Genomic DNA, 18,279 nt, shown 5'->3' on the forward strand with positions numbered 1-18,279 from the left:
CCTCAGGCCTGCGGCGTCTCGATCGCGTCCGCCGCCGCCTCGATGCCGGCCATGTCGTCGTCGGAGAGGCCGAAATGGTGGCCGATCTCGTGGACGAGGACGTGGGTGACGAGATGACCCAGCGTCTCGTCGTGCTCGGCCCAATAATCGAGCAGCGGCCGGCGGTAGAGCCAGACCACGTTGGGCATCTGCCCCGAGACGACCTCGCCGGACTGCGCCAGCCCGACGCCCCGGAACAGGCCGAGCAGGTCGAATTCCGACTCGCAGCCCATCTCGGTCAGGGTCTCGTCGTCGGGGAAGTCGTCGACATGGATGCGCACGCCCGCGCAGAGGGTGCGGAATTCCTCCGGCAGGGCCGCGAAGGCGGCGTCGGCCAGAGCCTCGATCTCGGCGAGGCTCGGGGCCTTGGCCTCGGCCCAGAGAATCATGGCGCGTCGGGCGCGCGAGGCGCGACCGGCAGCACGCAGCGTTCCAGGAAGGCTGCCAGATTGCTGGTGATGTGGTCGATATGCGGCTCCTTCACCGCCTCCTGCTCGAAGGATTCGCGGAACGGGTCGGGCGTCGGAGGCACCACGAGTACGGTGGCCATACCGAGGTCGTGCGGCACCACGAGGTTGCGGGCGATGTCCTCGAACAGGGCCGAGCGCCGCGGATCGACGCCGTGGCGCAGAAGGAAGCGCTCGTAGGTGCCGCGGTCGGGCTTCGGCACGAAGTCGGCGGCGGCGATATCGAACACGTCCTCGAAATGGTTGAGGATGCCGAGCTTGTCCGCGACCCGCTCGGCGTGGCGGCGCGAGCCGTTGGTCAGGATCAGCTTGCGCCCCGGCAGGTGCTCGATGGCGGTGCCGAGGGATTCGTCGAGCCGGATCGTCGAGTGGTCGATGTCGTGGGCGAAGTCGAGGAAGTCGTGCGGATCGACCCCTTCCTCCACCATCAGCGCCTTCAGGGTAGTGCCGTAATGGTGGTAGAAATGCTTCTGCAGGGCCCGGGCCGAGATCGCGTCGAGGCCGTAGAGGCGCATCACGTAGAGCGTGATCCGCTCGTCCACCTGCGGCCAGACCCGCGCGTCGCTCGGATAGAGCGTGTTGTCGAGGTCGAACACCCAGGTATCGACGGCGGAAAATCCGCGGGCGTCGGGGGTGGTGAAGTGGCTCTCGCCGGGAAGCAGCAAGGGAAAGATTACACTTGAGAGGGGAAACGGGACGGGGATGCCCCGTCCCGTATGTAGGCGTTCGCGCGCCTCAGGGAAGCGCTGCCGTCAGGTGCGGCGGATCAGGGTGCCCGCACCGAAATCGGTGAACAGCTCGAGCAGCGCCGCGTGCGCCACCTTGCCGTTGAGGATGACCACCGCCTCGACACCCTGCTCGAGGGCGTAGATGCAGGTCTCGACCTTCGGGATCATGCCGCCCGTGATGGTGCCGTCGGCGATCAGCCGCCGGCAATCCTCAACGGACAGCTCCTGAATCAGGTTCTTGTCCTTGTCGAGCACGCCGGGCACGTCGGTGAGCAACAGCAGGCGCTTGGCCCGCAGCGCACCGGCGATGGCGCCGGCGAAGGTGTCGGCGTTGACGTTGTAGGTCTTGCCGTCCTCGCCGTAGGCGACGGGGGCGAGCACCGGGATCAGCTCGGCCTTCAGCACCGCGTCGAGCACGCCGCGCTCGACATGCTCGGGCTCGCCGACGAGGCCGAGGTCGATCGCCTGCTCGATGTTGCTGTCCGGGTCCTTGACGGTGCGCAGGGCCCGCTTGGCGCGGACCATGTTGCCGTCCTTGCCGCACAGGCCGATCGCCCGGCCGCCCTCGGCGGCGATCCAGCCGACGATCTGTTTGTTGATCGAGCCGGCCAGCACCATCTCGACCACCTCGACGGTGGCCTCGTCGGTGACGCGCAGGCCGCCGCGGAACTCCGATTCGATGCCGAGCCGGGCCAGCATTTTGCCGATCTGCGGCCCACCGCCGTGCACGACGATCGGCTTGAGGCCGGATTGTTCGAGCAGCACGATGTCCTCGGCGAAATCCTCCGCCGCCGCCGGGTCGCCCATGGCGTGGCCGCCGTACTTGATGACCACGATCTCCTGATCGTAGCGCTGCATGTGCGGCAGGGCCTGGGTCAGGATTTCGGCGCGCACATGCACGTTCGGCAGCGGATCGGTCATCGCGGTCGTCCTGGCTCTCTGTTCGAGTCGGGGGCGGATTCGGCAGGGCTTCTACCGCAGGCTTTGTGCAGAGCGAAGACATTGCCTGGTCGCGATTTTGCGAGAGCCGCGCCGCGGTGGCCGGGACATCGCCGGCCCGCGGGGGCAGGGGCCGCTCGCGTCAGTCCCGAGGGCGAGGTTCGGCCGGCGATCACGCACCTGTTGAGGTTTCGCCAGAGGACTTAATCCACCGTTAACCATCCTCGCCAATTTTTCTCCGGCCGAACAGAGGGGCCGGCCATGCTGAATGCTGATCTGGTGACGCCGCGTCCAAGCCTTACTCATCCTGGTCTCCTCGCCCGGGTCGTCGAGCGTCTCGGCCAGGGTGCGAGCTCGTCGGCCGACGTCTGGCGCCAGCTCACCGAGAACTACGCCGTCGATCTCGACGCGGTCGCCGCGCTCCTGCCCTGCGCCGAACCCGAGCCGCTCTGGCTCACCGCCCGCGCGGGCCGGCAGCGCCGGGTTTGAAGCGGACGATCGCGCGGTGCCTGGCGTTCGAACCTGCGCGTCGCTCGCCCTCGGCCTGATCCTCGCGCTCGGCTCTGCCTCGGCCCAGGACGGAAGACCCGCCGATCCGCCGGTCTTGTCGTCCTACAAGCTCCGGCTCCACCAGGCGATCGGGGACAGGGCCCGGCGCATCCGCAACCGTAGCACGACCGATGGCACGGCGACGCTGAAGCTCGTGATCGCCGCATCGGGCGAGGTCACGGCGTCTGAAATCCGCGCATCCTCGGGCAGCCCCTACATCGACGGTTTGGTCCTCAAGGCGGTGCCGGTCGGGTCCAAATTGCTGCCGATCCCCGACGAGCTCGGGAGCTCCACAATCGCCGTCGTGGTTCCCCTGCGGTTCACTCCCCGAAATCGCTGACGGGTCTCGCTTCAGGGCGGACCCGGATCCGCGCCTATCCGACCACGTTCAGAACCTCGCCCGCCCGCACGGTCCCGCCGTTCAGCACCTCGGCGTAGACACCGCAATCGCTGTGGCCGAGGTTTTTCGACAGAGTCGGCGGGATCGCCAGATCGCGGATGCCCGTCTCCGGATCGACGTTGACCGCTGCGCAGCGCACCGTGCGGCGCGCCAGCTTCAGCCGCACCCCGTCCGACGTCTCCACGACCTTTCCGAGCAGGTCGTTCTCCGCCCACGGCTCGAGCCCGTCGAGATAGAGGTTGGCGCGGAAGCGAAGAGGGTCGACGGGGGCGCCGACCATGTCCTCGATCGCCTGCACGCTCGCCCGGTTGACGAGCGAGACGTAGCCGTCGCGGGCGTCGGTGAAGCGGTAGCCCGGCGGCGAGGCCAGCACCCGCGGCGCCCCGCGCAACTCGTGCGGCAGGAACCCCTTCATGAAGTCGGCGACCGCCGACCGGCCCTCCTCGGTGGCGAGATCGGCCGAGACGGCCTGCTGGCCGTTCTCCTCGATCTCCAAGCGATGCGTGGCCGGATCGAAGCGCGTGCGAAGCCGCGCCAGCGCCTCGTTGCGCATCAGCATCAGGTAGGCGACCTTGGGCAGGTGGCGCGGCGCCACCTCGTTGAAGCCGGAGGGGCCGTTCTCGATGGCGTAGAGCCGATCGCCGGGGAAGTAGCCGCTGGTTTCCAGCTCAGCCGCCTCCAGCGCCTCGGGCGAGAGCCCCTTCACGGGATAGCGGTAGAGGGCGGCGATGCGGAGGGCGGGGCTCTGGCTCATCCCTCACCGCTACGCCCGGCCCCGCACGGTTTGCAACCGGGCCGGCCGCCGCCGCGCCGCTTCTACGGAGAATTCCGCATGGCCCTCCGGCACGGTCTCGGTCAGCCTGCCGCCTCCCCAGGAGGATGAGGACAGATGGCCGAGGTCACCGCGCTCTACAGATATCCGGTCAAGGGCCTCTCGGCCGAGCCGCTTCCGGCGCTGACGCTGGCCCGCGCCTCCGGCCTCGCCTTCGACCGCGAATACGCCCTCGCGCTCGGCACCACGGATTTCGATCCGCAGAACCCCGAGCCCCTCGACAAGGGCTTCTTCCTGATGCTGCGCAGCAACGAGGTGCTGGCGGCGCTCTCGACGCGGTTCGATCCCGAGACCGGACGGCTCACGGTGATCCGCGACGGCGTGACGGTCCTGAGCGAGGATCTGGCGAGCGCATCGGGCCGGGCGGCGGTGGAGTCTTTCTTCGAGGGCTATATCGGCCCGGCGGCGAAGGGGCGGCCGCGCCTCGTGCGGGCCGCCGGCCACAAGTTCACCGACGGCAGCGTGATCTCGCCGGCCTTCATGCGGGCGGTCTCGCTCATCAACCTCGCCTCGGTCCGCGCCCTGGAGGAGCGGACGGGCCAGCCGATTCACCCCCTGCGCTTCCGCGCCAACATCTACGTCGACGGGCTGGAGCCCTGGGCGGAGATGGATTGGGTCGACCAAGAGGTGACGATCGGATCCCTGCGGCTTCGGGGGCTCGCCCGCACGCCGCGCTGCGCCGCCGTCGACGTGAATCCGGAAACGGCCGCGCGCGACACCAACCTGCCGAAGGCGCTCAAGCGCAACTTCGGCCATGTCGATCTCGGCATCTACCTCGAAGTGCTCGCCGACGGCGCCATCGCGGTCGGCGACCGGATGGCGGTGCGGCCGGGGGCCGAAGACGCCGCCTGACCGCCCGCACTCCCCGAGCCGATCCGCGGACTCGCCCTGCGCGCGTTTCGGCAGCCCTCGCCCCTTGTGTCACGTAAACGCAACACCCAATTCAGCCCTGCCGGCGGCTCTCAAGACAGCGCCGGTGTCCCGGCGGGGAAGACCCCGCGGGGCAACGCATCGGGGGCTTCGTGCCGCGCGAGCGGGCGGATGACCCATCCGATCCGGGGAAGGGCTACACGCATGAATTTCGAAAAATACACCGAGCGCGCCCGTGGCTTCGTCCAGGCCGCGCAGAATCTCGCCGTCCGCGAAGGCAACCCGCAGCTCGCGCCCGGCCACCTTTTGAAAGTCCTGCTCGACGATCCCGAAGGGCTCTGCGCCGGTCTGATCGACCGAGCCGGTGGCCAGTCGCGGGTCGCGCATGCGCAGGTCGAGCAGTGGCTCGCCAAGCAGCCCAAGGTCTCAGGCAACGCCGCGCAGCCGCAGGCGACGCGCGAACTCGTTCGCCTGTTCGACACCGCGGAGCAGGCCGCCGAGAAGGCGGGTGATTCCTACGTCACCGTCGAGCGACTGCTGATCGCCTTCGCCGTGGAGAAGGACTCGGAGGCCGGCCGCATCCTGACCGCGGCGGGCGTCACCGCGGCCTCGCTCAACGCGGCGATCAACGCACTGCGCAAGGGCCGCACCGCCGACAACGCGAGTGCCGAGAACGCCTACGACGCGCTGAAGAAGTATGCCCGCGACCTCACCGAGGCCGCCCGTGACGGCAAGCTCGATCCGGTGATCGGCCGCGACGAGGAGATCCGCCGCACGATTCAGGTGCTGTCGCGGCGCACCAAGAACAACCCGGTGCTGATCGGCGAGCCCGGCGTCGGCAAGACCGCCATCGTCGAGGGGCTGGCCCTGCGCATCGTTAACGGCGACGTGCCGGAATCTCTGAAAGAGAAGAACCTCCTGGCGCTCGACATGGGCGCGCTGATCGCCGGCGCGAAGTATCGCGGCGAGTTCGAGGAGCGGCTGAAGGGCGTGCTCTCCGAGGTGACCGCGGCGGAAGGCCAGATCATCCTGTTCATCGACGAGATGCACACCCTCGTCGGCGCCGGCAAGGCGGATGGCGCCATGGACGCGTCGAACCTCCTGAAGCCCGCGCTCGCCCGCGGAGAGCTGCACTGCGTCGGCGCGACCACGCTCGACGAGTACCGCAAGCATGTCGAGAAGGACGCCGCGCTCGCCCGCCGCTTCCAGCCCGTCTTCGTGTCCGAGCCCACCGTCGAGGACACGGTGTCGATCCTGCGCGGCATCAAGGAGAAGTACGAGCAGCACCACGGCGTGCGCATTCAGGACTCGGCGCTCGTCGCGGCGGCGACCCTGTCGAACCGCTACATCACCGACCGCTTCCTGCCCGACAAGGCGATCGACCTCGTCGACGAGGCAGGCTCGCGCCTGCGCATGCAGGTCGATTCGAAGCCTGAGGAACTCGACAACGTCGACCGCGAGATCGTGCGGCTGAAGATCGAGGGCGAGGCGCTGAAGAAGGAGACGGATTCCGCCTCCCGCGACCGGCTCCAGCGCCTGGAGAAGGAGCTGGCCGATCTCGAGGAGCAGTCCGCCACCATCACGGCGCGCTGGAAGGCCGAGAAGGACAAGCTGGGTGCCGCCGCCGAGCTGAAGAAGAAGCTCGACGAGGCGCGCAACGAACTCGCCGCGGCGCAGCGCCAGGGCCAGTACCAGCGCGCGGGCGAACTCGCCTACGGCGTGATTCCGGGTCTGGAGAAGCAGCTCTCCGAGATCGAGGCCGCGGCCGAGAGCGCGGTCGCCCGCGACGGCATGGTCGAGGAGGCGGTGACGCCGGCCCATATCGCGGGCGTCGTCTCCCGCTGGACCGGCGTGCCGGTCGACAAGATGCTGGAGGGTGAGCGCGAGAAGCTGCTCGCGATGGAAGAGGCGCTCGGAAAGCGCGTCGTCGGCCAGCGCGAGGCGGTGGAGGCGGTCTCGACCGCGGTCCGCCGGGCGCGCGCCGGCCTGCAGGATCCGAACCGGCCGATCGGCTCGTTCATGTTCCTCGGGCCGACGGGCGTCGGCAAGACCGAGCTGACGAAGGCGCTCGCCGGCTTCCTGTTCGACGACGACACGGCGCTCGTGCGCATCGACATGTCCGAGTACATGGAGAAGCACGCGGTCGCCCGCCTCATCGGCGCGCCTCCGGGCTATGTCGGCTACGAGGAGGGCGGGGCGCTCACCGAGGCCGTGCGGCGCCGGCCCTATCAGGTCGTGCTGTTCGACGAGGTCGAGAAGGCGCATCCAGACGTGTTCAACGTCCTGCTGCAGGTGCTCGACGACGGGCGTCTGACGGACGGGCAGGGACGGACGGTCGACTTCCGCAACACGCTGCTCATCATGACCTCGAACCTGGGGGCCGAATATCTGGTCAACCAGCCGGCGGGCCAGGACACCGATGCGGTGCGCGACGAGGTGATGGGCGTGGTGCGGGGCCACTTCCGGCCGGAGTTCCTGAACCGGGTCGACGAGATCATCCTGTTCCACCGCCTCGCGCGCTCGGAGATGGGCGCGATCGTCGATATCCAGCTCGGGCGTCTGGCCAAGCTCCTGGAGGATCGAAAGATCACCCTCGACGTGGACGACGAGGCCCGCACCTGGCTCGCCGACAAGGGCTACGACCCGGCCTACGGGGCGCGGCCCCTCAAGCGGGTGATCCAGAAGAACGTGCAGGATCCCCTCGCCGAAGCGATCCTCTCCGGCGTGATCCACGACGGCGAGACGGTGCCGGTTCGGGTCGGACCCGCGGGGCTGATGATCGGCGACGTCGCCGCCGAGCGCCGGCCGGCGGGGGTGCTGCTGAACTGATCGGGTGAGTGATCAAGCCCCGGCGCGGGAAACCGCGCCGGGGTGCTTTTCGTGGCGACCGTCATGCGCGGCGGCCGTCACGATTGGCGTCTCAGGCGACGTTGCCGCAGCTTCTTGCATCGCAGCGATTTCCCGCCGACAACCGCTGGATGACGGCGGAAACGCTCACCTACGCCATCGGCGACATCCACGGCTGTGCCGACCTCCTCGACCGCCTGCTGGAGCGGATCGAGGCCCATGCGGCGAACCGAGCGAAAAAGCTCGTCTTTCTCGGCGACTACATCGACCGCGGCCCCGACAGCGCCCGGGTGATCGAAACCCTGCGCCGCCTGCAATGGCGCGAGCCGGAGGACGTGGTCTGCCTGATGGGCAACCACGAGGAGATGTTGCTCAAGAGCCTTCGCGAGCCCGGCGCCCTCGACCATTGGGTCTACAATGGTGGCGCGGAGGCGCTCGCCTCGTTCGGGGTCTCGGGGCCGGAAGAGCTGCCCGGCGAGGTGCTGGACTGGATCGAGGCCCTGCCGACCCTGCACGAGGATGCGCAGCGCTGGTACGTCCATGCCGGCTTCCGCTCGGACGCCGCGGCGCCGGATTCCGATCAGCATACCCGCCTCTGGATCCGCGAGCCGTTCCTGTCGGAGGACCATGATTTCGGCCGCCACGTCGTTCATGGCCACACGCCGCAGACCCGAGGCGGGCCGGATTGCCGCCGCTTCCGAACCAATCTCGACACCGGCGCGGTCTTCGGCAACGCGCTGACGGCGGGCGTGTTTTCGGAGAGCCAAGGGCCGGCCGTTGAATTCCTGCGCGTGCCGGCCCGCTGAGGTGCCGATGCCGCGCAGGCGGACGACCTCGATTTCTGTGAGCGCTGAGGTTTCGTAACCGGACCCGCTTGAACCCGACCGCGGCTCCCCGTCTAACGGGGATAACCGCGGCCGCTGGCGCTGCGGATCAGGAGACGACGTCCATGGATGCGCCCGCAAAGCCCCGCGACCGGACCGAGGAGAGGGCGATGGCCCGCCTCGCCCTGCGCTTCACCGATTGGGCCGAGAAGTGGTTTCCGGACGCCTTCGTGTTCGTGGCCATCGCCGTCGTCATCGTGGCCGGCGCCGCCCTCATCAACGGCGCGCCGGTCCAGGCGGTGACCAAGAGCTTCGGCGACGGCTTCTGGAGCCTGATCCCCTTCACCATGCAGATGGTCTTCGTCACCATCGGCGGCTACGTGGTGGCGACCTCCGCACCGGTCCAGGCGCTGATCGAGCGGATGGCGCTGGTGCCCAAGACCGGGCGCGGCGCCATCGGCTACGTGGCGCTGGCCACGATGCTCTCCTCGCTCCTGAGCTGGGGGCTCAGCCTGATCTTCGGCGGCCTGCTCGCCCGGGCGCTCGCCCGCCGCACCGACTTGCGGATGGATTATCGTGCCGCCGGGGCTGCTGCCTATCTCGGCCTCGGCGCCACCTGGGCGATGGGCCTGTCCTCCTCCGCCGCGCAGCTCCAGGCCAATCCGAAGAGCCTGCCGCCGGGCCTGCTGCCGATCACTGGCGTGATCCCGTTCAGCGAAACGATCTTCCTGTGGCAGTCGATCCTGATCACCGTGATCCTCGTGGTGATCTCGGCGGTGATCGCGGTCGCTTCCGCACCGGGGCGCGACACCGCGATGACGGCCCAGGATCTCGGCGTCGACGTGTCGAAGGAGGAGGCGAGCCTGCCCCCGCCGAAGCAGCCCGGCGAGTGGCTCGAACACGCGCCCGTCCTGACGGTGCTGATCGGCCTGCTGGCGGCTGGTTGGCTGATCCAGGAATTCGCGCGCCAGGACTGGATGATCGCGATCTCCAACCTCAACACCTACAACTTCCTGTTCCTGATGGCGGGCCTCGTCCTGCATTGGCGGCCGAAGCGCTTCCTGGCCTCCCTCTCGAAGGCGGTGCCCGCCACCGCCGGTATCCTGATCCAGTTCCCGTTCTACGCCGCCATCGCCGCGATCCTGACGGGCGCCAAGAACGCCGCCGGGCACAGCCTCTCGGACGTGATCGCCCACGCCTTCGTGGCCCTGAACACGCAGGGAAGCTTCCCTCTGGCGATGGGCGTCTACTCGGCCCTGCTCGGCTTCTTCATCCCCTCGGGCGGCGGCAAGTGGCTGCTGGAGGCGCCCTACGTGATGCAGGCGGCCAATGAGCTGAAGGTGCATCTCGGCTGGGCGGTGCAGGTCTACAACGCGGCCGAGGCCCTGCCCAACCTGATCAACCCGTTCTTCATGCTGCCGCTGCTCGGCATCCTGGGGTTGAAGGCCCGCGACATCGTCGGCTTCAGCTTCCTGCAGCTCATCGTCCACCTGCCGCTGGTGCTGTTCCTGCTCTGGGCGCTCGCCTTCACGCTGGAATATCACCCGCCGGTGATGCCGGGCTGAGGCACGGTCAGGGGCGGCCCTGCGGCGGGCCGCCCATCACGATGAGACCGGCATCCAGGACGCCGCGGGCCTCGTCGCCGCTGCTGGCGAGGATCGTGAAGCTGACGGGCCGCAGCGGGCCGCTGTCGTGGCCGGTGCTCTTCTCCGACCAGTGGCTCGTGGCGAGCGAGGAGAAGGTGTCCGCCGGGAAGGCTTCCTCGAAGCCCGCGGTGCGCGCCCTCTCGGTGACGCGCGAGAGGAAACCCGCCGCCCGTACGCCGAGGCGGGCCGAAAGCCGGTCCCGCTCCGCCCACCACACGGTCCGGATCAGGCAGTGCCGCGTCTGGCCGTCGCGTCCCCAGGCGGCGACGTAGCGCGGCGACAGGAGCTCGACCGCCTTCTCCCGATCCGGCGCGCGGGATGGGAGCTCCGCGATCGCCTCCCGGGACGCGGGCCGGGTGGCGAGCCCCTCGAACGGCGTGCGGCCGTGGCGGATGTAGCCGAGGCAATCCTCGAAGATCAGCCGCATGACGAGGGGCTCGTTCTCCTCGATCTCCGCGGCCTGGAGGGGAAGCGCCGCGAGGCCGACGGCGAGCACGAGCCAGCGTCTCAGCAAGCGATCCTCCCTCGCCCCTGGCCTATCTCAGCGCCGTGCGGGCACCAGCACAGCAACGGCCGCGAGGAGCCAGCCGGCCATCAGCACCACGCCGCCGCTCGGCGCCGCCATGGGAAACAGCGGCGTCCCGGCCAATGCCCGCAGGGCGAGATCGCCCGAGAACAGCGCGAGGCCGATCAGCAGCGCGACGGCCGAGAGGCGGGCGAGGCCGGTGCGGACCAGTCCTGCTCCGGCGAGACCGATCAGCGCCAGCATGGCGGGGGCGTGGAACAGCAGGAACTGCGCGGCAGTCTTCAGGGTCTCGCCGCCGCTCGTATGGGCGGCGGCGGCGCTGGCCGCCACGCCGAGCCCGCCGGCGAGCGCCGCCAGGGCGGCGAGGAGGCGGTCGAGGCCGCTCACGCGCCGCGCTCCTGCAGCAGACGGGCGATGCTGGCGCGCAACTCCGCCACGCCGCGGTCATCGCGGCTCGAGGTGAGCAGCACCTCCGGATAGGCCGCCGGGCGCTTCGCGAGCGCGGCCTGGATGCCGGCGATGCGCCGGTCGATCTCGGATTTCTTGAGGGCGTCGCCCTTGGTCAGCACGATCTGGTAGGACACGGCCGCCTTGTCGAGCCCGTCGAGCAGATCGGTGTCGATCGACTTCAGACCGTGCCGGGAATCGATCAGCACGTAGACGCGCGCAAGGTTCGAGCGGCCCTTCAGGTAGGCGTGGATCAACTGCGTCCAGGCCTCGACCTTGGCCTTCTCGACGGCGGCGTAGCCGTAGCCCGGCATGTCGACGAGCATCAGGCGCCCGCCGATGCGGAAGAAGTTGAGCTGCTGGGTCCGGCCCGGCGTGTGCGAGGTGCGCGCCAGGGTGTTGCGCCCGGTCAGGGCGTTGACGAGGCTCGACTTGCCGACGTTCGAACGTCCGGCAAAGGCGATCTCCACGCCTTCCATCGCTGGCAGGGCGCCGAGTGCCGGAGCGGCGGCGGTGAACTCGGCCTCACCCGCGAACAGCAGGCGGCCGGCTTCCAGCAATTCGGGGGAGGGGGCGTCGGTGGCGGCTTCGGTCATCACGGATATCGCTTTACCCGCCGACGCCGTCCCGATGAAGCCGGGCGGGCTCGGCCCGGGCCGGAATGCGGAGCGGATCCCGGACAGGTCCGGGATCCGCGGGCTGGGGAGAGGGCTGTCGCGGTCAGCCCTTGGTGGCCGCGGCTTTCTTGTCGCCGCGTTTGAACATGCCCCTGAGGTTGTCCCACAATTCCACCTTCACGCCGTTGCGGCGCATGATGATGTATTGCTGGATCACCGAGAGGGTGTTGTTCCAGGCCCAGTAGATCACGAGGCCGGCGGGGAACGAGCCGAGCATGAAGGTGAACACGATCGGCATGAAGGCGAAGACCTGCGCTTGGACCGGGTCCGGCGGCGCGGGGTTCATCTTCATCTGAACGAACATCGTGATGCCCATGATGATCGGCCACACGCCCAGATGGATGAAGTCGGGGGCGGCGAAGGGCAGCAGGCCGAACAGGTTCACGATGCTCGTCGGATCGGGCGCGGCGAGGTCCTGGATCCAGCCGAAGAAGGGCGCGTGCCGCATCTCGATGGTGATGAACAGGACCTTGTACAGCGCGAAGAAGACCGGGATCTGGATCAGCACCGGCCAGCAGCCGGCGACCGGATTGATCTTCTCCTTCTTGTACAACTCCATCATCGCCTGCTGCTGCTTCGTCCGATCGTCCTTGTAGCGCTCCCGGATAGAGGTCATCTCCGGCTGCACGGCCTTCATCTTGGCCATGGAGACGTAGGAGCGGTTGGCGATCGGCAGGAAGAAGATCTTCAGGATCAGCGTCACGAGCAGGATCGAGACGCCGAAATTGCCGGCGAGATGGAAGAAGAAGTCCAGCGCCCGGAACATCGGCTTGGTCAGGAACCAGAACCAGCCCCAGTCGATCATCAGATCGAACTGCTTGATGCCGAGCTCGCGCTCGTAGGCGTTGATCTGGTTCACCTCCTTGGCGCCCGCGAACAGGCGCTGGGTGGTGGCCGAGGAGGCGTTCGGCGCGACCGTGACCGCGTCGCCGCGCACGGAGGTCTGGTAGACCTTGGTGGCGCCGTCGGTGCGCTCGGTGAAGGCGCCGGTGAACGGCTTGTCCTGCTCCGGGATCGCGGCGGCGGCCCAGTACTTGTCGGTGATGCCGACCCAGCCGCCGGTCACGTTCGTCCAGGCCTTGCCCAGGGTGCCGGGGCCGCCGTAGGCGGGCTCCTTGGCAACCTTGTCGTAGGTGTATTCCTGCAGGCCGTCGTTGCCGAGAACGCCGATCAGGCCCTCGTGCAGCACGTAGTAGCCCTGGGTGTGCGGCTTACCCCAGCGCGAGACGAGGCTGTAGGGGAAGAGCGTGACGGGGTTGGCCGAGGTGTTCTCCACCTCGTCGCGCACCGTGAACATGAACTTGTCGTCCACGGCGATCATGCGCTTGAACACGAGGCCCTGGCCGTTGTCCCAGCTCAGCGTCAGCGGCTTGCCGGGGGCGAGCAGGTCGCCGTCGGCCTTCCACACCGTGTCGCCGTTGGGCAGCGGACCGGCATTGGCGCCGACCCAGCCGAACTCGGCGTAGTAGGGGTTGGCGCTGCCGGTGGGCGAGAGCAGCACGATGCGCGGGCTCTCGTCGCTGACGGTCTCGTGGTAGTTCTTGAGGCTCACGTCATCGATGCGCGCGCCCTTGAGCGCGATCGAGCCGTAGAGCGCCGGCGTGTCGAGGCGGACGCGGGCGGAGCGGGCGAGCGCGTCCTCGCGGGCGACGGGGCCCTGCGCGGCGGTGCCCGGCACGGTGCCGGGCATGGGCGCGTTGGGGCTGCCCTCCCGGGGGCTCGGGGCAGGAATGCCGTCGGCCGTCTGCGCCGCGCCCGGTTGCTGTGCGGTCTGGCTCTGCGCCGCCTGTCGCTGCCGCTCGCTGGCCGGCCCGGTGACGAAGTAATGCCAGCCAAGCAGGACCACCAGCGACAAGGCGATGGCGACGAACATGTTCGTCTTGTCGTTACCCATCGGTCGATCCGTCAGGCGCCTTCGATGTGGAGGGAAAAGAGGACGTTCCGCCCGCGGCCGCGCCGCTACCGGAGCGTGAGCCGCCGCGTCGCGATCGGGACGAGGGCGGCTTGGACGAGGGCGACCGGGCGGCGTCGCCGGTGCGCGGCGCGGCCGGGCGCGTTACCGAATGAAGCGCGCGGCGCAGATCCTCGACGAGGCTCTCGAAGGGGGCGTCGAGGGCCGGGCGTCGGGCGATCACCACGACATCCGCTCCGATCGAAGGGGCGTCCGCCGCCACGGCAGCGACGGCGCTGCGCAGGCGTCGCCGGATCCGGTTGCGTTCGGTCGCATGCCCTACGCGCTTGGTGATGGTGAAGCCGAGGAAGAGTCCCTCGGCGGTCGCGCCGTCGCGGGTCTCGTCGGAAGCGCGCAGGCGCCCCTGGGCACTCATGCGTTCCGTGTGGAAGCGTCGGCCCTGGGCGGCTGCCAGGAAATCCGGGCGCCGCCGGAGACGTCCGATCGTCGGCACGGGCGCTCCGATCCCGATTCGCGGGCTCGTGTTGCGAAGCGCGGCGCCAGCGTGCGGCGCCACGGATTGTGTCAGGCCGAGAGGCGCTTGCGGCCGTGCGCGCGGCGGGCGGCGATGACCTTGCGTCCGCCGGCGGTCGCCATGCGGGCGCGGAAGCCGTGACGACGCTTACGGACGAGCTTGCTGGGCTGGTAGGTTCTCTTCATGGTCGGTCTCCGGCGGTCGAGGTATCGACCCGGCGGCGCTTGCGATCAGCGCGCGGACCGTGTGTGAACCTCGAAATGGGATCTGCAAACGCGAAGGGCGCCCGGAACGGGGCGCCGCTTCGCAATGGCGCGGCTTATGGCGGAGGGGGCGCCGCAAGTCAATGACGGCACCCCGACGCAGGTGCGCTGCGCCGGACCAAGCCGCGACGGCCGAGGCGGAGGGCCGTGGGTATTGGATCGCCTGAACCGCGAACGGCTCAGGTTCCATCTTTCCGATTTGGGTCGTCGCGGAAGTGCGAGCCGGAATTCCAGGATGATTTGTGGCTGGTTAACTGAGCGTTAACCTTTCCGTTCTACAAAGAGGCACATCCAGATTGTCTGGATCCCGATTGGGGTCTCTGTCCAGTCTGTTTGATGCCTCCCTGTAAGACTCGTGACAGCCGCTCCTCTGGAGCGGCTTCTTTTTTGCGCCGCCTCCCTGAGCCGTTTCCCGCGTCCCGGCCTGTGCCGCGTCGAGGCCGCCGGCCGCTCCCGCGCCGTTAACGTTAAAAGGACGTGAACCCTCTCCCGGCTCGCGTTCGGCGCTACACTTGCCCCACTGACTGCATTCGCACCGAAATCGTCCCGATGCGGGACAGATGGTTCGCCGGCGGTACAGGAGGCAGGATGACCGAGTTCGACGTCACGTTCCGGGACGACCGCGAGTGGGTGAGCTTCGGCGAGTCCTACGTGTCGTCGGAGGCCTTCAAGACCCTGTTCCGCGAGGGCATGCTGCTGGTTGAGGAGACGGCGGCCTATCTCGACGGGGAGGGGAGGGCCGAATCGCGACTGATCTCCCGCGATGCCACGCTGGCCTATGCCAGCGAGAGCATGCGCCTCACCACCCGGCTGATGCAGATCGCCTCCTGGCTGCTGGTGCAGCGGGCGGTCTCCGAGGGCGAGATCTCGCTGAGCCAGGCCCAGGAGGAGAAGACCCGCGTCAAGCTCGCCGAATCGGAGCGCGCCCTGCCGGAGGCCGGCGAGACCTTCGCCGCCTTGCCGCTCCGGCTTCAGGACCTCGTGCGCCGCTCGCGCCGGCTGCACGCGCGCATCCTTCACCTCGATGCGCTGATCAGCGAGGACCGTCCCGTCCCGGTGCCGCGGGAGAGCCCGGTCACGGCGCAGTTCGGGCGCCTGCGGGCGGCTTTCGGCGGCGAGTGAGCTTTTCAGAGGCCAGAAGTGGTCTCCCGGCGATCGAGGCCGGGGCGGGATGGGGCGCGCGTCATCAGCCGATGGCCGCGCCCGTCTGATTCGATGGCGGCGCATGTCGCGCCCGTCCGGACGTCGCGCGCAAACGAAAACGGCGCCGCGAGCGGCGCCGTTTCATCGATCGGGACCGAAGTCCGAACCGCAGAGAATCACTTCTTGCCGAAGCCGAGGCCGGCGAAGCGGTTGTTGAAGCGCGAGACGCGGCCGCCGCGATCGAGCATCTTCTGCTCGCCGCCGGTCCAGGCCGGGTGCGTGGTCGGGTCGATGTCCAGGTTGAGGACGTCGCCTTCCTTGCCGTAGGTCGACCGGGTCTTGTACTCGGTGCCGTCGGTCATCACGACCTTGATGAAGTGGTAGTCGGGGTGCTCGGTCCCCTTGGCCTTGGCGGCCTCGTTCTTTGCCATGACGAATTCCTGAGGTAGCACGCCGACCGGCCCCGCCACTCAGGGGAAGAGCCAGGGGCAAAACATCGCGCGCATTCCGATGAAGGCGCGCCTATACCTCAGCCTCGGGCGACCGACAAGAGAGGCCGGAACGGCGGTCGCGCGTGAAATCGTGGCACGAACATCGGCCATGACGTGCCCGCAAGGCGGGCGCGAACTGGAAATCGCGGCGCGCGCTGCGTATGCGATGGCCCGAGGCTACGACGACAAGACAGACGCAACAGCCAAGACAGAAACGGCGCAGAACGGGACGAAACGATGTCGAGGAATGATGGCCCGCAGGCGTGACGCGTCGTCCGGCGCAAGGAGCGACCTGCGGGAAGACCCGCGGGCGGCCCTCCGGGGGCAGGCGCCGCTCGGGGCGCTCAAACCCCTGATTCCCTTCGCGAGCCGCTATCGAGGCCGCATCCTCGCGGCGCTGATCTCGCTGATCGCGGCTTCCGGCGCGACGCTCGTCGTGCCGATCGCGATTCGTCGGGTGATCGACCACGGCTTCTCGCCGGAGGGGCAGGCGCTCATCAACTCCTACTTCGTGGCGCTGCTCGGCGTGGTGGCGGTGCTCGCGGTTTCGAGCGCGGGCCGCTATTACTCGGTGGTGACGCTCGGCGAGCGCGTCGTGGCGGATCTGCGCTCGGCAGTGTTCGCCCGGCTGACGAGCCTCGATCCGACCTTCTTCGACAAGTCGCAGTCCGGGGAGATCGTCTCGCGGCTGACCGCCGACGCGACGCAGGTCAAGGCGGTGTTCGGCGTCTCGATCTCGATCCTGCTGCGCAACCTGTTCCTGTTCGTCGGCGCCGTCGTGATGATGGTCTGGACGAGCCCCGGCCTGTCGATCCTCGTCTTGGCGGCGATCCCGCTCATCGTCTTCCCGCTGATCCTGTCGGGCCGCGGCGTGCGCCGCCGCTCGCGGGCGGCGCAGGACCGGCTCGCCGACGCGTCCGCCTACGCGGCGGAGGCCGTGGGCGCCGTGCGCACGATGCAGGCCTTCGGCATGGGCCGCGCCACCGCCGAGCGCTTCGCCGACGCCTCCGAGAACGCCTACCGGGCGGCGCGCGCCTCGATCACGGCCCGCGCCCTGCTCACGGGTGTCGCGATCTTCCTGATCTCGGCCTCGGTGGTCGGCGTCCTGTGGTACGGCGCCAAGGGTGTGCTCGCGGGCACCATGAGTGCCGGCCTGCTCTCGCAATTCGTCCTCTACGCGGTCTTCGGTGCCAGCGCGCTCGGCCAGCTCTCCGAAGTCTACGGCGAACTCGCGCAGGCGGCGGGCGCCGCCGAGCGGCTCGGCGAGATCCTCGCCGCCGAGCCGGCGATCCGCTCCCCCGAGCACCCGGTCGCCCTGCCGAGCCCGGCCCGCGGCGCGGTCGCCTTCGAGGCGGTGCGCTTCCGCTACCCGACCCGGCCCGAGCACGCTGCGCTCGACGGCATCTCCTTCACCGCGGCCCCGGGCGAGCGCATCGCCCTGGTCGGCCCTTCGGGCGCCGGCAAGACCACGGTGCTGCAACTGCTGCTGCGCTTCTACGACCCGGACGAGGGCCGCGTGACGATCGACGGCGTGCCCCTGCCGCAGGCCGATCTCGACGCCCTTCGGCAACGCCTGTCGCTCGTGCCGCAGGATCCGGTGGTGTTCTCCGGAACGGTGCTGGAGAACATTCGCTACGGCCGTCCCGGCGCCAGCGAGGCGGAGGTGGAGGAGGCCGCCCGGCTCGCCAATGCCGACGGCTTCGTCCGTGCCCTGCCGCAGGGCTACGCGACGCTGCTCGGCGAGCGCGGCACCACGCTCTCGGGCGGGCAGCGCCAGCGGATCGCCATCGCCCGCGCCATCCTCAAGGACGCGCCGGTCCTGCTCCTCGACGAGGCCACCTCCGCCCTCGACGCGGAGAGCGAGCGGGCCGTGCAGAACGCCCTCGACCGGCTGATGCAGGGCCGCACCACCCTGGTGATCGCCCACCGCCTCGCGACGATCCGCGCTGCTGACCGCATCCTCGTCTTCGACGGCGGCAAGATCGTCGAGGAGGGCACGCACGAGAGCCTGCTCGCCCGCGGCGCCCTCTACGCGCAGCTTGCCAGCCTGCAATTCGCCGACAGCTTCGACGAGAGCGCGCGGGCGCGCGATCCGCGTCCGAAACACGCCGCGGAATAAGGCGCGTCGTCCCGACAGGTGGTTTTCTGGCCCTCGGGGCGAGATC

19 protein-coding genes are annotated in these 18,279 nt (G+C 69.2%); 8 read left to right on the forward strand and 11 right to left on the reverse strand.

The annotated features are described in order from the left end of the window. Nucleotides 1-2: 2 nt before the first annotated feature. The 3 genes from MPPM_RS12110 to argB form a co-directional block, all read right to left on the reverse strand. Nucleotides 3-428 (reverse strand): metallopeptidase family protein, encoded by a 426-nt coding sequence (locus MPPM_RS12110; protein ID WP_096485282.1) that lies wholly within the window; start codon nt 426-428, stop codon nt 3-5. Further along, the gene (locus tag MPPM_RS12115; protein ID WP_096485283.1) at nt 425-1,171 is read right to left on the reverse strand and encodes a pyrimidine 5'-nucleotidase; all 747 of its coding nucleotides are present in this window, start codon (nt 1,169-1,171) and stop codon (nt 425-427) included. Before MPPM_RS12115 ends, MPPM_RS12110 begins: the two co-directional genes overlap by 4 nt. Before the next feature lie 87 nt (nt 1,172-1,258). Then, nucleotides 1,259-2,155 (reverse strand): acetylglutamate kinase, encoded by an 897-nt coding sequence (gene argB, locus MPPM_RS12120; RefSeq protein ID WP_096485284.1) that lies wholly within the window; start codon nt 2,153-2,155, stop codon nt 1,259-1,261. 279 nt (nt 2,156-2,434) lie between these two features. On the opposite strand from argB, the gene MPPM_RS12125 reads away from it, so the two are divergent. Continuing rightward, nucleotides 2,435-2,662, forward strand: a complete 228-nt coding sequence (locus tag MPPM_RS12125; protein ID WP_096485285.1) for a hypothetical protein — start codon at nt 2,435-2,437, stop codon at nt 2,660-2,662. A 115-nt stretch (nt 2,663-2,777) separates the two neighbouring features. Further along, the gene (locus MPPM_RS27980; RefSeq protein ID WP_157914172.1) at nt 2,778-3,062 is read left to right on the forward strand and encodes an energy transducer TonB family protein; all 285 of its coding nucleotides are present in this window, start codon (nt 2,778-2,780) and stop codon (nt 3,060-3,062) included. Between the two features lie 34 nt (nt 3,063-3,096). Here the strand turns inward: MPPM_RS27980 and MPPM_RS12135 are convergent, their stop codons facing one another. Next, the gene (locus MPPM_RS12135) at nt 3,097-3,876 is read right to left on the reverse strand and encodes an MOSC domain-containing protein (protein ID WP_096485287.1); all 780 of its coding nucleotides are present in this window, start codon (nt 3,874-3,876) and stop codon (nt 3,097-3,099) included. Nucleotides 3,877-4,011: 135 nt separating this feature from the next. Between MPPM_RS12135 and MPPM_RS12140 the strand changes: the two genes are divergently transcribed. The 4 genes from MPPM_RS12140 to MPPM_RS12155 all read left to right on the forward strand — a co-directional run bounded on the left by MPPM_RS12140 (nt 4,012) and on the right by MPPM_RS12155 (nt 10,060). After that, the gene (locus MPPM_RS12140; protein ID WP_096485288.1) at nt 4,012-4,806 is read left to right on the forward strand and encodes an MOSC domain-containing protein; all 795 of its coding nucleotides are present in this window, start codon (nt 4,012-4,014) and stop codon (nt 4,804-4,806) included. A 222-nt stretch (nt 4,807-5,028) separates the two neighbouring features. Next, nucleotides 5,029-7,653, forward strand: a complete 2,625-nt coding sequence (clpB, locus tag MPPM_RS12145; protein ID WP_096485289.1) for an ATP-dependent chaperone ClpB — start codon at nt 5,029-5,031, stop codon at nt 7,651-7,653. A 149-nt stretch (nt 7,654-7,802) separates the two neighbouring features. Further along, nucleotides 7,803-8,477, forward strand: a complete 675-nt coding sequence (locus MPPM_RS12150; protein ID WP_096485290.1) for a metallophosphoesterase family protein — start codon at nt 7,803-7,805, stop codon at nt 8,475-8,477. Nucleotides 8,478-8,620: 143 nt separating this feature from the next. Further along, nucleotides 8,621-10,060, forward strand: coding sequence for a short-chain fatty acid transporter (locus MPPM_RS12155; protein ID WP_096485291.1), 1,440 nt, complete (start codon nt 8,621-8,623; stop codon nt 10,058-10,060). 7 nt (nt 10,061-10,067) lie between these two features. Here MPPM_RS12155 and MPPM_RS12160 read toward each other — a convergent pair whose 3' ends face one another. The 6 genes from MPPM_RS12160 to rpmH all read right to left on the reverse strand — a co-directional run bounded on the left by MPPM_RS12160 (nt 10,068) and on the right by rpmH (nt 14,402). Beyond that, nucleotides 10,068-10,655 (reverse strand): hypothetical protein, encoded by a 588-nt coding sequence (locus tag MPPM_RS12160; protein ID WP_096485292.1) that lies wholly within the window; start codon nt 10,653-10,655, stop codon nt 10,068-10,070. A 27-nt stretch (nt 10,656-10,682) separates the two neighbouring features. After that, nucleotides 10,683-11,054: a DUF423 domain-containing protein gene (locus MPPM_RS12165; protein ID WP_096485293.1), complete on the reverse strand. Its 372-nt coding sequence runs from the start codon at nt 11,052-11,054 to the stop codon at nt 10,683-10,685. Next, entirely contained in the window at nt 11,051-11,710 is a 660-nt protein-coding gene (gene yihA, locus MPPM_RS12170) for a ribosome biogenesis GTP-binding protein YihA/YsxC (RefSeq protein WP_096485294.1), read from the reverse strand. Before yihA ends, MPPM_RS12165 begins: the two co-directional genes overlap by 4 nt. A 124-nt stretch (nt 11,711-11,834) precedes the next feature. Continuing rightward, nucleotides 11,835-13,685, reverse strand: coding sequence for a membrane protein insertase YidC (gene yidC, locus MPPM_RS12175; protein WP_096485295.1), 1,851 nt, complete (start codon nt 13,683-13,685; stop codon nt 11,835-11,837). Further along, a complete protein-coding gene (gene rnpA / locus MPPM_RS12180) occupies nt 13,678-14,196 on the reverse strand; it encodes a ribonuclease P protein component (protein WP_096485296.1) in 519 nt (172 codons plus the stop codon). Before rnpA ends, yidC begins: the two co-directional genes overlap by 8 nt. Nucleotides 14,197-14,267: 71 nt before the next feature. Further along, nucleotides 14,268-14,402, reverse strand: a complete 135-nt coding sequence (rpmH, locus tag MPPM_RS12185; protein ID WP_012253788.1) for a 50S ribosomal protein L34 — start codon at nt 14,400-14,402, stop codon at nt 14,268-14,270. Between the two features lie 666 nt (nt 14,403-15,068). On the opposite strand from rpmH, the gene rcdA reads away from it, so the two are divergent. Further along, nucleotides 15,069-15,602 (forward strand): protease adaptor protein RcdA, encoded by a 534-nt coding sequence (gene rcdA / locus MPPM_RS12190; RefSeq protein ID WP_096485297.1) that lies wholly within the window; start codon nt 15,069-15,071, stop codon nt 15,600-15,602. A 197-nt stretch (nt 15,603-15,799) separates the two neighbouring features. Here the strand turns inward: rcdA and rpmE are convergent, their stop codons facing one another. Further along, a complete protein-coding gene (gene rpmE, locus MPPM_RS12195) occupies nt 15,800-16,054 on the reverse strand; it encodes a 50S ribosomal protein L31 (RefSeq protein ID WP_017485685.1) in 255 nt (84 codons plus the stop codon). 310 nt (nt 16,055-16,364) lie between these two features. On the opposite strand from rpmE, the gene MPPM_RS12200 reads away from it, so the two are divergent. Then, nucleotides 16,365-18,233 (forward strand): ABC transporter transmembrane domain-containing protein, encoded by a 1,869-nt coding sequence (locus MPPM_RS12200; protein ID WP_096487825.1) that lies wholly within the window; start codon nt 16,365-16,367, stop codon nt 18,231-18,233. Nucleotides 18,234-18,279: the final 46 nt, after the last annotated feature.

The organism is Methylorubrum populi (genome assembly GCF_002355515.1).
GTDB lineage: Bacteria > Pseudomonadota > Alphaproteobacteria > Rhizobiales > Beijerinckiaceae > Methylobacterium > Methylobacterium populi_A.

What these genes read in the sequence shown, in the direction of transcription:
- MPPM_RS12110 (WP_096485282.1), bottom strand. Translation starts at nt 428, where the DNA reads ATGATTCTCTGGGCCGAGGCCAAGGCCCCGAGCCTCGCCGAGATCGAG.
- clpB (WP_096485289.1), top strand. Translation starts at nt 5,029, where the DNA reads ATGAATTTCGAAAAATACACCGAGCGCGCCCGTGGCTTCGTCCAGGCC.
- MPPM_RS12140 (WP_096485288.1), top strand. Translation starts at nt 4,012, where the DNA reads ATGGCCGAGGTCACCGCGCTCTACAGATATCCGGTCAAGGGCCTCTCG.
- rpmH (WP_012253788.1), bottom strand. Translation starts at nt 14,402, where the DNA reads ATGAAGAGAACCTACCAGCCCAGCAAGCTCGTCCGTAAGCGTCGTCAC.
- yihA (WP_096485294.1), bottom strand. Translation starts at nt 11,710, where the DNA reads ATGACCGAAGCCGCCACCGACGCCCCCTCCCCCGAATTGCTGGAAGCC.
- argB (WP_096485284.1), bottom strand. Translation starts at nt 2,155, where the DNA reads ATGACCGATCCGCTGCCGAACGTGCATGTGCGCGCCGAAATCCTGACC.
- MPPM_RS12200 (WP_096487825.1), top strand. Translation starts at nt 16,365, where the DNA reads ATGGCCCGCAGGCGTGACGCGTCGTCCGGCGCAAGGAGCGACCTGCGG.
- MPPM_RS12125 (WP_096485285.1), top strand. Translation starts at nt 2,435, where the DNA reads ATGCTGAATGCTGATCTGGTGACGCCGCGTCCAAGCCTTACTCATCCT.
- MPPM_RS12135 (WP_096485287.1), bottom strand. Translation starts at nt 3,876, where the DNA reads ATGAGCCAGAGCCCCGCCCTCCGCATCGCCGCCCTCTACCGCTATCCC.
- rpmE (WP_017485685.1), bottom strand. Translation starts at nt 16,054, where the DNA reads ATGGCAAAGAACGAGGCCGCCAAGGCCAAGGGGACCGAGCACCCCGAC.
- MPPM_RS12150 (WP_096485290.1), top strand. Translation starts at nt 7,803, where the DNA reads ATGACGGCGGAAACGCTCACCTACGCCATCGGCGACATCCACGGCTGT.
- MPPM_RS12155 (WP_096485291.1), top strand. Translation starts at nt 8,621, where the DNA reads ATGGATGCGCCCGCAAAGCCCCGCGACCGGACCGAGGAGAGGGCGATG.
- rcdA (WP_096485297.1), top strand. Translation starts at nt 15,069, where the DNA reads ATGACCGAGTTCGACGTCACGTTCCGGGACGACCGCGAGTGGGTGAGC.
- yidC (WP_096485295.1), bottom strand. Translation starts at nt 13,685, where the DNA reads ATGGGTAACGACAAGACGAACATGTTCGTCGCCATCGCCTTGTCGCTG.